11 protein-coding genes are annotated in these 14,560 nt (G+C 61.8%); 1 reads left to right on the forward strand and 10 read right to left on the reverse strand.

The genetic code is table 11. The features are described 5' to 3' along the window. Nucleotides 1-365: 365 nt before the first annotated feature. Together AC06G8_RS17675 and AC06G8_RS17680 are read right to left on the reverse strand one after the other, a co-directional pair. Entirely contained in the window at nt 366-1,136 is a 771-nt protein-coding gene (locus AC06G8_RS17675) for a CAP domain-containing protein (protein WP_480283432.1), read from the reverse strand. A 316-nt stretch (nt 1,137-1,452) separates the two neighbouring features. Then, entirely contained in the window at nt 1,453-2,217 is a 765-nt protein-coding gene (locus tag AC06G8_RS17680; RefSeq protein WP_447663943.1) for an HNH endonuclease, read from the reverse strand. A gap of 496 nt (nt 2,218-2,713) precedes the next feature. Here AC06G8_RS17680 and AC06G8_RS17685 point away from each other — a divergent pair, with 496 nt between their 5' ends. Continuing rightward, complete coding sequence (locus AC06G8_RS17685; protein WP_447663944.1) at nt 2,714-3,079, forward strand: helix-turn-helix domain-containing protein; 366 nt, start codon at nt 2,714-2,716, stop codon at nt 3,077-3,079. Between the two features lie 73 nt (nt 3,080-3,152). Here the strand turns inward: AC06G8_RS17685 and AC06G8_RS17690 are convergent, their stop codons facing one another. From AC06G8_RS17690 to AC06G8_RS17725, 8 genes are all read right to left on the reverse strand, one after another. After that, the gene (locus AC06G8_RS17690) at nt 3,153-4,007 is read right to left on the reverse strand and encodes a hypothetical protein (protein WP_480283433.1); all 855 of its coding nucleotides are present in this window, start codon (nt 4,005-4,007) and stop codon (nt 3,153-3,155) included. A 34-nt stretch (nt 4,008-4,041) separates the two neighbouring features. Next, the gene (locus AC06G8_RS17695) at nt 4,042-5,247 is read right to left on the reverse strand and encodes a copper amine oxidase N-terminal domain-containing protein (protein WP_480283434.1); all 1,206 of its coding nucleotides are present in this window, start codon (nt 5,245-5,247) and stop codon (nt 4,042-4,044) included. A gap of 35 nt (nt 5,248-5,282) precedes the next feature. After that, the gene (locus AC06G8_RS17700) at nt 5,283-5,882 is read right to left on the reverse strand and encodes a hypothetical protein (protein WP_447663947.1); all 600 of its coding nucleotides are present in this window, start codon (nt 5,880-5,882) and stop codon (nt 5,283-5,285) included. 90 nt (nt 5,883-5,972) lie between these two features. Further along, nucleotides 5,973-8,885: an S-layer homology domain-containing protein gene (locus AC06G8_RS17705; protein WP_480283435.1), complete on the reverse strand. Its 2,913-nt coding sequence runs from the start codon at nt 8,883-8,885 to the stop codon at nt 5,973-5,975. Between the two features lie 155 nt (nt 8,886-9,040). Then, entirely contained in the window at nt 9,041-10,384 is a 1,344-nt protein-coding gene (locus AC06G8_RS17710) for a UDP-glucose dehydrogenase family protein (protein WP_480283436.1), read from the reverse strand. Nucleotides 10,385-10,416: 32 nt separating this feature from the next. After that, nucleotides 10,417-11,628 (reverse strand): hypothetical protein, encoded by a 1,212-nt coding sequence (locus tag AC06G8_RS17715; protein ID WP_480283437.1) that lies wholly within the window; start codon nt 11,626-11,628, stop codon nt 10,417-10,419. 69 nt (nt 11,629-11,697) lie between these two features. Next, on the reverse strand, nt 11,698-13,068 hold the full coding sequence (locus AC06G8_RS17720) for a sugar phosphate nucleotidyltransferase (protein ID WP_447663951.1): 1,371 nt from the start codon (nt 13,066-13,068) through the stop codon (nt 11,698-11,700). A 110-nt stretch (nt 13,069-13,178) separates the two neighbouring features. Then, the gene (locus AC06G8_RS17725; RefSeq protein WP_480283438.1) at nt 13,179-14,537 is read right to left on the reverse strand and encodes a glycosyltransferase family 4 protein; all 1,359 of its coding nucleotides are present in this window, start codon (nt 14,535-14,537) and stop codon (nt 13,179-13,181) included. Between the last annotated feature and the right edge of the window lie 23 nt (nt 14,538-14,560).

Below are 14,560 nucleotides of genomic sequence, written 5' to 3' on the forward strand. Positions count from 1 at the left end.
AGTTCGGCGGTTCCCCATGAAGCTTGGAACCGTTATGTGAGTTCGCGGCAACTCGTCGGGACTCAGAATAACACAGCCTTCCGCGCCGGGGACCGTCCAAAAACTGACAGGAAGCAATTATGAAAGGCTCTCATTTTTGCCTGAGGAAGCGTGATCCCATGCGGCAAAAGGGGATCGGCGCATCGGCGCCGCCCGCCTTCCCGGCGGAATGAAAAAATTCTAATGGAGGTTGCGAAGGGCGAAACAGGGCTTTTCCTGATGGCGTCGGCCGCTCGCAAGTCAACTGTTCTTCTTTTAGGGAACCATTCCGCCAAGCACAAAAAAAGCCCCCCGTCAGGACGGGGAGCCCGCTGAATGGCCGGTAATCAGCCTTTGAATTCCTGAACCCAGACGCCGTTGTAATAAGCGACGCCAATTTTGGTGAAGTTCGACTTCAGGATGTTCGCCTTATGGCCTTCGCTGTTCATCCATGCAGTCATGACCTCTTGAGGCGTGCGCTGTCCTTTGGCGATGTTCTCTCCCGCATAGTTGTACGTGACTCCGTAAGCCTTCATCATATCGAACGGGGATCCGTACGTAGGCGACGTATGGGAGAAGTAGTTGTTCACGTACATGTCCTTGGCTTTGTCGAGAGCGACCTTCGTCAGCTGCGTGTCGCTCGTAAGAGCTCCGAGGCCTTGCTTGGCGCGCTCCTGGTTCACGATGGTGATGACCTGCTGCGCAAAAGTGGACGTATCGCTCGCTCCCTGCTGGCCGGATCCCGGGTTGGCAGGAGCCGGAGTAGGCTTCACGGTAGGTGCCGGCGTCTTGGCCGGTGCCGTCGGCGCTGGCGTCTTGACCGGTGCTGGCGTCTTGACCGGTGCCGGCGTCGCCGCTGGCGCAGGTGTCTTGGCCGGTGCCGGAGTTGCCTTCGGCGCCGGAGTTGCCGTCGGCGCCGGCTTCTTCACGACGAAGCCGCCTTGCTGCAGTTTATTCAGAAGATCCTCAAAGTCTACTCCGTAAGAGCTGAGCATTTGCTGAAGGGTATAAGATGCGGGCTTGGCCGCGGCAGCCTGGGCTGTGCCGGCATATCCGGCCGTACCGGAAAAGGCGACGCCTGCTGCTACTGTTATGGCAAGAAAAGTGCGTTTGTTCACGTAAATTCTCCTCCTGATTTTCTCCGCGTTGGCGAAGATTCTAGTTGGTGTCGTCCCGAGCTTGCCGGACAACCCTATCCTAGCACGCCCTACTTCAGGTTTGGCTAGTAAGATTCTGGGAATCTGCACTCCGAGCATCCGTCCGGGCAGGCGTTCTCATGAGGCCTGATCGAGCCGGCGCGCGGCTTTCAGGCCTTTTCGAAACCGCTCTATGAGAGCCGGATGAGAAATTTCTAACCGACGGAAGCAGCGTTGCCGAGGGCATGAAAAAAAGCCGTCCGGCGAATAGCCGGGCGGCTGCAGCATACAGATTGGATCAGAGATAATCGGGGAGCGTATCCGCTTTTTTGAGATTGCATTCGGAGCAGGCGCACACGCAGTTGGCCGGGGTGCTGAGGCCGCCCTTCGACTTCGGAAAAACATGGTCGATCGTATCGCCGAACCGGCCGCAGTAATGGCAGACATAGTTGTCCCTCTGGAGGATGAGCAGCCTGAAATCGCTCTTCGTATAGAGCTTGTGGATCAGCCTGGGATGGAGAATGCCGGCTGCTCCTTCCTGCACCATGCGCACGGCGATATCGCGGTCGATCTCCGTATGCCAGCGTTTGCCGCTTTCCCGTCGGCCCCGAAGCTGGATCATGCCGGTGCCCCGATCGTTCAGCAACGAGGGATCGTACGTGAACGAGCCTTTGAACGGCTTGATGGCTTTGAACGGCAGCCGAGTGCCGGGAGTGTGGGAATGTGCCGCTACCGCTCCCTTGCGGGTTTTGCGCCGCCGGCGCCGCTTGCGCTTGCGCTTGACCAGCCCGCCTGCCTGCTCCGCTGCCGCGGAAGACGTCTCCACCGGGGCATAGGTCTCCACGGAAGGAGTCATTACGATTGAGGGAGACAGCACCGGCTGGGACGGCAGGATGAGCGAAGCGGGAAGCGCCTGCCTGGCGCTGCCGCTCTCGTCGGCTCCGCGCTTGCGCCGGCGCTGGCATGCGCGGCAAGTGCCCCTTCTGCCGTTTCGGCCGGTACGCTTGGGAAAGGCCCCCTCGGGTTTATCACGGCCGCACGCGGCGCATTGTTTGGTGTCCATGAATGAATACGCTCCGTTCGTACAACTATCTATCCAAAGCATACCATAAACGGTCACTTGCGTTAAATATGCCTGCAGCAAGCCTGCTCCTAATTTCGATTTTCTGAAGCGCCCCGGCTCCATTCCCCTTCTATAATAGGACTTTCAACCTATTATCTCTTGCATTCCTTCCAAGAGCTTTCCCTTGAAGCCAAGCCCGCATTCTCATCATTCATTCCGAATACGGCCGTGATTACGGATAATGCATAGGATAAATTGAAAAAACATAGAACCGATAACGGTATCCCGTATCTTATAATCGCTTTATGAACAGTGACTATAGTCTTACTATCATGATTCCAATGACCTATTTTCCTAGGTGCATGTTGCCGCATGCCATGCTATAATGAAGTTAGTAGAGTACATAGAATCGTCATGCACTTTTAATATGGCTACGAATACTTGCAGCCTCGGCAGCTCGACAGGGTCATATTGTCCTTAAGGGGGATGGTGAGAAATGTTCGCGAAACGACTGAAGCAGCTGCGCAAGAAGAGAAAGCTGACCATGCAGGAAGTAGCCGATTACGTCGGCGTAGCCAAGAGCACTTATGCGGGTTATGAATCCGGCTATCGCCAGCCTACGCTTGAATCCATCCACACCATCGCCCGTCGGCTGCAGACGACATCCGACTACTTGCTTGGACTGACCGATTTCTCGGAGCCTGCAGAACCGACCAGCAACGCCCGTGAATGGCTCAATCTCCAGCAGCTTCACTGGGACGGCATTCCTCTCGAGACCGAGGACGTCGATCTGATCCGACTTCTCATTGAAAGAGTCGTAAGGGAACGCAGCTTTCGAAAAGACGAAACCGGCAATGGCTGATTGCAGCCTGCCGGTTTTTTTGCTTCAAAAGACGATCGGCGTCGACAGTCCGGAGCGGTACCCGCTTCGCCGATCATCCGCCTGCCTGCTTCAGCCCTTTCAGCCGCTCCGTCAAGCCGGCTCTCAAAAGCTTGCTGGAGGCCTCATAGCTTTCTTCCCATTGCTGCCGCTTCCCGGATGATACGGATGCCTGCTCAGCCTCCTGGATCAGCGCTTTGAAGCGGGTGCCGCAGGATGATTGCGCCTCGTCCATTTTTTCGTTCAACTCGCCGACGGCCTTAGCGGCCCCCTCCTGGTCGAGCTCTCCTCTGCGGACCGCGTCCGACTTCGTTCCAGCGAGCTCCAGCACGCTTCCCGCCTCGCTTACGCACTGCTTCTGAAGAGCAGCCAGCCTAACCTCAAAGGCGCGGACTTCTTCATCGGAAGCCGCCAAGGCCGCAGCCGCTCCATGACCATCGGTCGTCTTATCAGCCCCCGGCGATGCGGCCGGAAGAGGCTCCTTCTTTCCCGCGGCTGAAGATCCCGGCTGAGGCGGCTCCGTCATCGGCGAGGGAGACATTTCCGGCGCAGGCGAGGCCGGGCGGCTTCCGGCCTTGCTGCTGCCGCTGCCGGTTCCTGCGGATGCCGGATTCTTTTCTCCAGGGAGAAGAGCCTGCCCGCTGGAGAGGCCAGCGCCCGCCGGAGCGGGGCTGTCCGGTTCCCGGTCCATCGGGAGCACTTCCGACGGGCTGTCCTTGCTTGCTTCCAGCCGAGGAGCGACAGCTGTCTCTCCAGCGCCTGCACCCAGACTTCGATGATGCATGTATCCCGTTACAGCCGGCACCAGCGCCGCAGCCATGACGGCTGCCAAGGCAAGCTTTCCGAGGCTCCAGCTTCGAGACTTCCTGCTTTGGCGCCGGCGCTTCTTCCTTTTCTTCTGCATTTCCATGCCTTCCACTCCTTCCATGCCGGAGATGCGGCGATCAAGGCTTCTGCATCATGCTGTCGAGCATTTTCACCCCGATAGCCTTCTGCTCCTCGTAAATATTCCGGTAAGTGGCGAGAATCGCTGTGGAATATCCGCCTGCTTCCAGCTTGGTTCCCGTGTCCGCCAGAATGGATTCGAAGCTGCGGTCGCAATCGGCCAGCGCCGCTTCTCCTTCCGCGCGGATTTTGCTTTTCGCCTCCGCGCTGCCGGACTGCATGTACCGGAACGCGGCATCCATCAGCTTGTTCTGGCACTGCACCAGCAGGCTGTTGAGCTTGTCCTCCGCCGCATTCTGAATATCCTTCTGGGGCACGGAGGGCTGCGGCGCAGGAGTCGGCGCAGGAGGCACGGTCACCGGCGGATTGCCAGAACCCGGCGGTATCGTTGGAGATGGTGCTGGAACAGAAGGACCGGGATCGGGAACAGACGGCACTCCGGGTATTCCCGGTGCTCCAGTTCCCGGAACTGCCGGAGTCGGCACGCCTCCCGGCGACGTTTCGGATGCCGGAGGAGACTCCGGACTCCCTGGAGCCGAACCCGGGGTGTCCGGAGAAGCTCCGGATGAGCCTTCGCCAGGTCCGCTGAGGCCGCCTTCCGAACTGCCGCCCGCCCCGCCTGCGGCTGCGGCTGGCAGCGACAATTCGATCAGTTGGCTTGAGGATGTCCATTGGACGGCTGCGCCCGACAGCTCCGCCAGAAAACGCAGCGGGACATAGATCGTGTCTGCGGCGATATAGGCTCGCTGTTCCTTAGGCAATACAGCCGCCTTGCCATCGGCGGAGAACGATGCCTTCGCATCCGTCAGGCTGAGCTTATGGCCGGCTGGGGCTGATGGGACCGTGTAGACCGTCCCGGCCTTTCCTTTCACAGCTTGTTGCTGACGCACGGACGGCGTCCACAGCGACACGCTTCGGGACTTGGAATCCCATTCCACCCTGCATTCAAGAGCAGCAGCTGCGACGCGCAGCGGAACGTATACCCGGCCTCCTTCCATTAAAATATAAATTCCTTCCTTCAACTTCTGCAGCTTGCCGTCGACGACCAGCTTCGCTCCGATGGATTCCGCCTTCACCGCCGCCTGAACGGCAGCTGCAGCCGGCTTCGCAGCGGCTGCAGCCGCGCTGCCTGCCCCTGTCCCCATGAGCAGCAGAGCCGCTGCCGCGGCATAAGCCGCCGCTTTTCTCCTTCCAATCCGTTTCATCCTTCGTTCCCCTTTGCTTGATATGGATCGCCCGCTCAGCGCTTGACCTGCTCCGCCTTGCCTCCGCCGCCCGCTCCAGCCTTGAAGGCGAGCGCCGAGAGCCGGTTGTAGTCGCCCGGCGCCAGCTGCTCCAGCAAAAGCTCCTTGACTTCCTGTTTCTCGTCCTTGCTTAGTCCTCCCTTAGCCAGTTCCTTGAGGACCGTGATTTCCTTGCTTCCCAGGCTTCCCGTCAAAATACGGAGCACTTCCGCCTTCTCCGACAGGGACAGCTTCTTCCCTGCTTGCCTGGCCTTCTCCACCGACAGTCCCCCTCCCCGGTCTACCGACGCTCCGGATGAAGCCTTGCCGACTGCTGAAGCCGATTCCGCTTGAGCATCCGGAACAGAGGGAGGACCGGAACGTCCGGGAGATGCTTCGTCCGTCCGGATACCTTGATGTCCGGCATCCGCGTGCTCGGCTCCGGAGAGAGACGGGGTGGCCCCTGCCCTGGCACCCGCCTCCTCCTGGATACCGGCAAGCGACGGATCCGCAAGCAGTCCGAGCGCCTTTTCCCCAGCCCAGCCGATCGAGAAAAATGCAGCTCCTCCGAGCAATCCGCAAGCGGCCAGCACGGCCGCGATTCGTCTGGTTCTCATACCATGCCCTCCTGGTTCGCGATTTCCTTGCCGAAGCGCAAAACGGCTGTCCGCCGGCAACTGCCGGCGAAACAACCGTAGAGGCCTCAATCAGGATTGAAGCTGCTTCAGCGTCCGATAGAGAATGACGGCTGCCTCAGCTCTTGATGCCGGCTTCGCCGGCTGAAGAACGCCGTCGCTTCCGACGATGCCGAGCTGTGCTGCGAGAGCGACGCCGGGGCGCAAGGAAGCCGCTACCGCTGCCTGGTCTTTGTAGGCTGCCAGCGCCGCATCCGGGTTCGTCAGAGCCGGGTAGCCGCCTGCCGCCTGCATCGCCCTCGTCACCATCACAGCCAGCTCCTGCCGGCTGACCGGAGCGTTGGGAGCGAAGCTGTCCCTGCTCCGTCCGTTCGTAATGCCGCTTGCGACGGCAGCAGCTACATACGGAGCGAACCAGTCGGTCGCCTTCACGTCTTTGAACGCGATATCAGCCGACGATCCTTCCAGATTGAATGCTCGGACGATCATCTTGGCGATCTCCGCCCTCGTAACCGACCGGGAAGGGTCGAACTTGCCGGCAGCTACGCCAGTCATGATTCCTTTGGCGGCTATGCCTTGAATGGACGCCTCCGCCCATTTGACCTTCGCCAAGTCGGAGAATTCCACTTTGTTTTCGACGACGGCATAGACCGCCGCCGAATCCAGCACATCCGCTTCATATAACGAGGATACCGTGCCGGCCTGGAAATCGACCGCGCGTCCCGAACGGATTCTCACGAGCCCGAGCAGGTCGCTGCCCGCACTGTCCGCCGACACCGGCAAGGAGAGCCGGAGCGGTTTGGCGCTCGTTGCCGAAGCCTGTCCATTCTGGCGGACTTTGAACGAATATCCGCCCGAGGCAAGCGGAAGATCGGTCGCCTTCCGGACTTCGCTGTCGGCCTCATGGGTCAGGCTGATATGCAGGTCGCCGCTGTGCCCGTCTACGGGAACGGACACTTGCGCTCCGCCGCCGGCCAGTCCGATGTACTGGATGCCGGATGTCTGCGCAGCGGTCAAGGCTTCCCGGGGAACTTCCAGCGACCAGCTGCTGCCGGCCGATCCGGCATCGAGCAGAACGCTGACGCGCAGCTTCTTGGCGAGGTCGGAGCCGGATCCATCCAGTCCGTCCAGCGCGCTCTTGACCGAAGCCGCCGCCTCGGACACAGCCGCAAGGCTGGCCAGGGCATCGGCGGAGTCCCACTTGATGCCGGATAGGCCGGCCGAGTCAGGCTCCTGCGCCGTCGGGTTGATCTTGGCGATGGCATCCAGCGCTTCCTGGGCAGCCTTGAACGCCTCGCGGATGAGCGCGATCCGCTGCGCCGGCGTCGGAGAAGCGGCCAGCTCCCTGCGGATCGCCTCGATCCTGGCGAGATACTGCTCGACGATCGAGCGGATCCGCTCGGCGATGCTTCCCGGACCGGCGTTACCCGATTCGGAGCCGGATCCGCTGCCGCTGCCCGGCGTTCCTCCGCCAGGGAAGCCTCCTCCCGGAAAGCCCGGGAATCCAGGGAAGCCTCCGCCGGTTCCAGGATCCGGCGTCGGCGTAGGAACCGGCGTCGGACTTGCCCCAGGATCCGGGCTTGGGCTCGTTCCCGGACTCGGAGTCGGGCTTGCTCCTGGATCCGGGCTCGGCGTAGGAACCGGTGTCGGACTTGCCCCAGGATCCGGCGTCGGCGTAGGAACCGGTGTCGGACTTGCCCCAGGATCCGGCGTCGGCATAGGATCTGGCGTCGGACTTGCCCCAGGATCCGGCGTCGGCGTAGGAACCGGCGTCGGACTTGCCCCAGGATCCGGGCTTGGGCTCGTTCCCGGGCTCGGAGTCGGGCTTGCTCCTGGATCCGGGCTCGGGCTCGTTCCCGGGCCCGGCGTCGGGCTTGCCCCAGGATCCGGACTCGGGCTCGGCGTCGCCCCCGACTCCGCCGTCAGCGTAATTCTTTTCTCGAACACGATCTTCTCCGGTCCTCCGTAAGGATTGATCAGCTTCGCCTGAAGAAGCGCGCTTCCCGCAGCCGAGTCGTCCGGAATGGTGACCAGCCCGTTCACGAAAACACGCACATCGGCATCGCCTTCGATTTTATACCAGCGGATCGCTCCCTCCGGAGCGGCGATGCCGTTCAGCAGCAGCGAATATTGATGCATGCGCCCGCCATTGCCGACCTTGACGAGCTCAGAGCTCGTCATCCTCATGAGCGCGACGAGCAAAGCCGTTCCCGCAGGCTTTTCCAGCTGCAGCCGCTCCTGGGCATTGCCGAGCACCTTCACCAGATCCGCGCCAGTAATGCCGTAGGCCTGCAGCATGCGGCTGAACGCATAGTCGCCCGTGCGGCCGAGCATGTCCGTCAGCACCCGCAGCATGAGCTCGTTGCGCTTCTCCGGCATGAACAGCAGCTGCATCAGCTCAGCCTGGCTCAGGCGGGACACGAACTCCCGAATCGTGCCCTCGACGCCGCGCTTGTCCGCGCCGTTCCCGTACATGAATTCGACCACCTCGTCCATCGTCAGGTCGTCGATTCCGCCCGCGCGGACGATCGGCACGAGCGCGCGGCGGTAATCCGCATTGGAGCGGATCGCCTGAAGATCGGAGGCCTCCGGCGCGTACAGCAGCGCTATCGTGTCCCGCATGAGCAGGAACAGATTGCTCTTGATGAACTCCAGATCCTCGGACGCCGCCAGCTTCGGCTGGATCTTGTCCCACACCGGAGCCGCGATGGCGAATTCCGCCGCAGGATCGAGGGAGCGAAGCTCCTCGCGGAAATTCAGCACATCCCGGTAATCGGCCGGATCTCCGGCCAGAAGAGCGGCGTGAAGCGCATACAACTGGGCCAGCGCCTGGTCGATCGTGCCAGGCTGCGGCAGGCTGTCGGCCGCATAGGCATAACCGATCAGCCCGGCATGGGCTGCCGGACGAGGAGGAACAGCCGCAGCAGCGCCTGACGCCAGGATGGCGGCCAGTGTGGACAACGTCATCTTTTTTTTCCATGTCATTGCATCTTCACCTCTTGGAATAGTTTTCTCCATCGCTTGTCAAGCGTTGAATGATGCGAACGGATGGCAGCGGAGACCGCCTGGGAATCATGCCTTCCTCCCAGCTCGTCCTGCAGCTTCGCCCGCCCGGGCTTGCCTGGGCGGGCTGCAAGAGATCAATAGCTCAGCTCGGGAATCGGATCCTTCACTCCGCGGGTCATGCCGGGGCGTCCGACCGAGTAGTACACGAAGTCCGTGCCTGCGAGATCCTGCTCGCGGAAAGCATTGCGGCCGTCGATCAGCACCGGCTGGCGGAGCATCGCGCGAAGCTCGGCAAGGTCGATGGAAACGAATTCCTCCCATTCCGTCAGCAGGCAGACCGCATCGGCTCCCGCGGCGGCTTCCAGCGCGCCGGAGCACCAGTCCACCCGTCCCGCTCCGCCGCCGAAGTGGCTGCGGAAATTGTCCATTGCGATCGGATCGTAGGCCCGGACCCGGACTCCCCGATCCAGAAGCTCCCCGATGATCTCCTGGGCAGGAGCTTCCCTCACGTCATCGGTTTCAGGCTTGAACGCAAGCCCCCATACCGCGATCGTCCGTCCTTCCAGATCGCCGAAGATCGATTCGAGCTTGCGCACGATATTGAAGCGCTGGCCCTGGTTCACCTCGACGACGGAGCGCAGCAGCTTGAACTCGTAATCGAAATGCCCTGCGATCTGGATCAGCGCTTGCGTGTCCTTGGGGAAGCAGGAGCCTCCGTAGCCGATTCCCGCCTTCAGGAACGAGGAGCCGATCCGCTTGTCGTAGCCCATGCCTTCGGCGACCCTCGTCACATCCGCTCCGACTTTCTCGCAAATGTTCGCAATCTCGTTGATGAAGGAGATCTTGGTCGCCAGAAACGCATTGGATGCGTACTTGATCATTTCGGCGCTGCGGATGTCCGTCACGACAAAAGCGCCGCCGAGACCGACGTGCAGCTCCCGCAGCAGAGCTTCCGCACGCGGAGAATCCGTGCCGACGACGATCCGGTCCGGATGCATCGTATCCGGGACGGCGGAGCCCTCGCGCAGGAACTCCGGCAGCGAGACGCTGTCGAACGGGCATTCGGTGCGGCTGCGGATCAGGTCCCGCACCTTTTCATTCGTTCCGACAGGCACCGTGCTTTTGATGGCCACGACGGGGTTGCCTTCCATCGTATCGGCGATCTCCTTGGCAGCCAGCTCGATGTAGGCGAGATTCGCTTCGCCTCCCGGCAGCGGCGGCGTTCCGACTGCGATGATGATGAGATCGGCGCCTTTGACTGCCGCATCCAGGCTGGAGGTGAAGCTCAGCCGGCCAAGCTCCGCGTTGCGGACGGACAGCTCCTGAAGCCCCGGCTCATAGATGGGAATATCCCCGTTTTGCAAAGTGGCGATTTTCAAAGGATCCTTGTCCACGCAAATGACGGAATGCCCCAGCTCCGCATAGCAGACCCCCGACACCAGCCCGACATATCCTGTCCCTACTACCGTAATCTTCATGGCTTCCACTCCCGTTATGCGAAATTTGGCGTTCAGCGTTGCGATTCGATCTTTTCCCCGAGAGCAGCCTTGACGGAAGTCCCTTCCTCATGGGCGGCTTCCATCAAAGCCCAGCCCAGCAGGCGGGCCGCGATGAGCCCTGCCTCGTCCGGACGGCCTCCCGCGGCAGGCGGACCGGCAAAGGCTGCTGATTCCAGCCAGTGCAGCAGCCGGTCGCCGAGATCCGGCCGCATGAGCTGGTCCTCGCTCATCGCCAGATGGGGGTGAAGCCCGGCCAGCGCCTCCATCGTACAGCGGTCTTCGCGGAACAGCGGCCTCTCCAGCAGCACAAGCGGCTTGCCGAAGGCGACGGCTTCCGCCACGGTGCCCCATCCCGGCTTGGTCAGCACCAAGTCGCTCGCGGCGACATAGAGCTGGGATTCGGTCGCCTCGGCAGGAATGCGGACGATAGGCTCCAAACCTTCGGGCAGTTCCATCGTTGAAGACACGATGGGCAGCCATCTCCGGTCGCTCAGCAGCGGCAGGCTTTGCAGCAGATCGACCTTGCCCGTGTCCTTGCCCGGGAACAAGCAGATCAGCTTGCGATCCCCGCTCGGATCCAGGCGCTTCCTTAGCTGAGCCGCCTCGGCGGTTCCCGCCTGCCGGGAGAAGAATCCGGCATCGATGCTCGGCTCTGCGGCCCACGCCGGCTCGCGCGCTCCAGGAAGGGCGATGAACCGATCCATGTCGAGGTAAGCTTTGGCAAGAGGTTCCAGCAGCTCCGCAGGCAGCATGTCCTGATAGGCGGTATACCAGGTGAAATTAGAGATGCCTGCGGAGGGAATGCCCACCTTGGAAGCGGCAGGGAACGCCTCGGGGACGATATCCGAGACGACCAGCCGGATGCCCGCTTCTTCCAGCCATGCGGCTTCTCTTGTGATCCTCCGAGGCATTTTATCGATATAGGGGATGTAAGCCTGCCGCAGCAGCCCGACATCTGCTTGGCAGGTGCCCTGCCGCAGGGCATAGCCCGGACCCGATTCCATGAAGCGCAGCTGAAGGCGGTGTCCTTCGCAGCTCCCCGCTTCGAACTCTGCCCGCAGCGACTGCTCCAGAAAAGGAAGCGCGCGGCCGCTGACCAGATGAAGGTTCAGCGGCAGGCCCTGCTCCGAGGCTTGCCGCAGCATCGACCTGATCACCGCGATGCTGCGGGCGGCATGGCCGTATCCGTAATCCGAAATGTAATAGGCGATCGCCACGGCCATGCCGCATCCTCCTTCAGGCCTCTGCCGGCTGGCCGGCCGGAGGTCCTTCCTTCCGGCGGCCTCGCCGAATTACGCTCTCATGCAGTTCTGCTGGATTTCCTCCCAGCTGCTGTACAGCTCCATGATCGAGTTCTCCTGCTCATGGCGGCCGGTCTGGACCGAGATGAACTCGAGATCGCTCGTGGCGCGGATGCCATGCAGCGTCTTCATCGGGATATGCAGCACATTCCCTGCCTTCACCTGCATGTACGTGCCGTTGCAGATGAACTCTCCCTCGCCCTTGACGATCGTCCATACTTCCTCCCGATGCTGATGCAGACGGTACCCGATGCTCTGGCTGCCGCCGATGCCGACGCGCTTGGTCAACACGCAGGTTCCGTCTGCATACAGGCTGTCGTCGAGAACCCTGACCCAGCCCCAGCGGCGTTCCTCGTACATGGGCCGCTGATCGTGGCCGATGAATTCCTTCAGCCTCGTGCTCGCTCCTTTTTCGGTGACGAGAATGCCGTCCGGGCTGGCGGCTACGACGATGTTCGAGAGGCCGAGCACGGTGACCGGAATATCCGTTTCATTGATCAGATGCGTATTCACGCAGTCTCCGCTGACGATGCCGCGTCCCATCTTGGGATCCCTCATCTCCTCGGTCAGCGTGTTCCAGGTGCCGAGGTCCTTCCAGTACCCGTCGTAGGCGACCGCCGCGATGTTGCGCGCCCGCTCCACGACCTCGTAATCGAAGCTGATGCTCTCGAGGCTGGAGTAATCCTGGACGAGCTGGTCGTAGACGAGCGGAATGCCCTTGGATTCCATGATGGCGAGCATATAGTCCAGCCGGAATGCGAAGACGCCGCAGTTCCAGAGCGCTCCCTGCTCCATGAGGCCGGCCGCCGCTTCTACGGAAGGCTTCTCGCGGAAGCCGCCCACGCGGAACGATTCGTCTCCCGGCGAGGCAGGCTGTTCCGGCACGATGTAGCCGTATTTCTCGGACGGATAGCTCGGCTTCACCCCGATCAGAGCCAGGTCCGCACCTGTGCTCCTGAGCACTCCGTCCAGGCTGGCTACGGTTTCGAAGAACCTCTCCTCGACATAAGGATCGACCGGCAGCACCGCTACCGTCTCGTCCGGGCTTACTCCCTCGACGGAGAACAGGTATGCGGCCGCGAGAGCGATCGCGGGGAACGTATCCCTGCGGGCCGGCTCGACGATCATGGGCACATCCGGTCCGAGCTGGCCGCGGATGAGCTCCGTCTGGCTGCTGCCGGTGGCGATATAACCGGAACCGCCGAAGCCGGCCGCCTCGATCTGCCCCCAGACGCGCTGGACCATGGAAACCCGGGAGCCCTCTTCATCTTCCAGAACCTTCAGGAACTGCTTGGATCTCAGATCGTTGGAAAGCGGCCACAGCCGCTTGCCGGAGCCTCCGGACAAAAGAACGAGCTTCATCGTATTCCTCCACCTTTCTCCTGCTGCGGCCATGCCGCTGAATGACGTGCGCCTGTACAGTCCATGCTTGCTTCTTGCCGGCTTGGAGCCGCTTGCCCCGCTGCCGGATCTCATCGTCCCGCCGGCTCCGCCCGGCTCGCCGCTCCGCTCTCGGCCGGCGTCCGCCGCAGCTCGGCGAGCGGAGCCGAAGCGACGCGGACCCGACGCCCGCGCCGTCCGCCGCTGCGATGCAGCGAGAGCAGCAGCTGCCGGTACTTCTCCAGCGAGAGGCTGCGCCGCAGATGGCGCTCGAGGTAAGCTCTCCCGGCGAGCCCTCGCCGCGACAGCTCCCCGCGCCCCATCGCATACAGCTCCGTGAGCTGGCGTACCGCATCTCCGTAACGCTGCGGCTCCGAAGAGCTGCCGCAGCCGCTTTCCACGATCAGGCGATGGGCTTCGCTGCCTTCCTCCAGGACGCCCATGACTGCTTTTCCCGCGGCCATGACGCCGTAGATCTTGCTCGGAACGGACACGCCCTTGATGCCCTTCTGATTGACGACCAGATGCACGTCGGCCGCGTTCAGCGAGTAGCGGAGCCTGTCCTTCGGCTGATATGGGAGGAAGAGCACGTTGTCGAGCCCATGCTCCGCGACGAACTGTTCCATGAGCGGCTTGACCGCTCCCTCCCCGATGAACACTAACATCAGGTCGGACATCTGCCGGAATTGCGGCGCGATGCGGATCAGATTCTCGAGATCGTAGTAGAGGCCCAGATTGCCGGAGTACATGACGACGAATTTATCCTCCAGCCCGTGTTCCCGCAGGAATGCGGCCACGCCGGGATCGTCCCGCCGCAGAGGTACGATGTCCTGCTCGTCCGTCCAGTTGTTGATGACGGTATGCGCAGGCACCCGGCGTCCGGCAAATCGGCGCTCCAGCGTCTCCTTCATGTCCTGTCCGACCGTGATGATATGATCCGACAGCCGGCAGTTCAGCTTGTCGAGCTCCAGCGCGGTCCGGTGGATCAGCGGATGGTTCATGAAGCCGACCGCCTGCGCCTGCTCGGGATTGAAATCCTGGATGTTGTAGATATGCTTGGCCCGCTTGAACAGCTTGCCGATGGTGCCGATCAGCCCGCCCAGAACGGGAGGCTGGGAGATCGTATAGATGAAGTCGACCTCGCGCTGGCGCAGCAGCAGCCGTACCGCATGGAAGAAATAGGATGCGATATACTTGAGGCGGCTTGCTTTGCTGCGCTTGTCCACCTCCGGCAGGCGGATCCGCAGGATGGTGATGTTCTCCAGCCGATCCTCGGCGAAGCGGGCCGCCTTGGCGTCCTTCTTCTCCCCGGCGTAGCCCGGCTGCTGCGCAATGACCGTAATGTCGAAGTCATGCTGCAGATGCAGGCACAGCTCTGTCAGCAGCTGGCCGGTCGAGGCGTAGTCGGGATAAAAGTAATTGATGACGAAAACGATGCGCGGCTTGCTCACTTTTCTCCAGGCCTCCCTTCTTG

The sequence above is a fragment of the Paenibacillus sp. SJS-P3 genome, assembly GCF_056711585.1.